This is a genomic window from Areca yellow leaf disease phytoplasma (genome assembly GCF_041920595.1).
In genome coordinates this window covers 221,453-222,829 of sequence record NZ_CP169277.1, presented here as the reverse complement: position 1 = coordinate 222,829, position 1,377 = coordinate 221,453, and the positions used below count along the sequence as shown (strand labels likewise).

General features: G+C 28.1%; 1 protein-coding gene. It reads right to left on the bottom strand.

Annotated elements, in window-relative coordinates:
• Positions 1 to 598 precede the first annotated feature (598 nt).
• Positions 599 to 793, bottom strand: a complete 195-nt coding sequence (locus ACEW7V_RS01295; protein WP_374695631.1) for a hypothetical protein — start codon at positions 791 to 793, stop codon at positions 599 to 601.
• Positions 794 to 1,377 lie beyond the last annotated feature (584 nt).

The following is a 1,377-nucleotide window of genomic DNA, read 5'->3' as shown; positions in this document are numbered from 1 at the left end:
CCACTTAGTTTTACTGGATAAAGTTAAACAAATAACGTGTTTATATCCTAAGTCAAATTGTTCCTTGAAAGCTTTAATAAAAAGCTCTGGATTGGAGTTGGCTGGTAGTTACTTTGTTTGTTTTCAATAAGAATTTAGTAAAGTGGTATTGTCAATGGCACCATCAATATAGCTAGTTTCTCCAACAATTAATGTTAAGGCACTACTGAAATATCTTCAAAAAAGTTTTTGCCATAATTATTCCGCAAGTAGAATCAACTACCATGCCTAATTTTTCGTTTATTCATTTATTTGTTTCCTTTTCGTCTTTGATTGGTATATTTGGTTGGGGGTTAAAGGTTAGTTGGGATTGTTTTATTTTATAAAATATAGAGGGTTGTATTTTATTTATTTTTTATTTTGAAGAATTTTTTATTTTAATTAATTCATAAAAATAGCTAAATATTCTTTAAGTTTTTCTTGTTTGTTAGTTTGAAACATCATCCCTTCTAAAGCAATAGAAATATTTCCCTGTTTCCTCAGAGACAACAATTGTCATACTATCTGTAGTTTCGCTAATCCCTAAAGCTGAACGGTGACGCGAACCAGTTTTTTTTGTCTAAGGAATCAGCTGATGAAGACAAGGTAAAATAGGCACTAGCGCACAAAATTTTATCTCCTCTAATAATAACTGCTCCATCGTGTAAAAGGTGTGTTGAGAGCAAAGATGTTTAATAACAATTTCTTTAGAAACAATACCATCAATTAAGATAGCTTTTTGAGCGTATTGTTCCAAAAGCATTATTTTTTTCAATCGTAATTAAGGCTCCTATTTTACGAGAAGCAAGTTCTAGCAGTTTTAATAATTTCTTTTTGGGTATTATCTCCACCATAAAAAGTTTTTTCGTTTGATGTTCCAATGTTAATTCAATATTAAAAGCAACTCTTAAATAAGGAGCTTTTGATGATGATGATACTAGTTAGAATAAAATTTAATAAACAATCATAAATGTTTTCAGAAATATCTAAACTAAGATATCTTTTTAAAAATAGGTTCAACAAAAGTATCATGGTAGCTTTTTCAAACAATAAACAAGGGAAAATAACAGCAAAAATAAAATACCATATTTAAAACTTGATATTTGCGTAAGAAAAATGAAAAACAATAAAGATACACAAAAACAAAAACTGTCCATAAAAGGAGAAGTGCCAAACATAGAAATTCTTTCAAAATGATTATGATTGATAAATTGGAAAATTTTGGGAGGCGAAAAAAAAGGGCGATATTAGAAAGCAAAACAATCAATTTATAATTAATTTTTAAAAGCAAAACCAAATCAAACCATTTTATTTTGAAAATAATAAATTTTAGCAATACGTAAATCTGAACGAAGCACA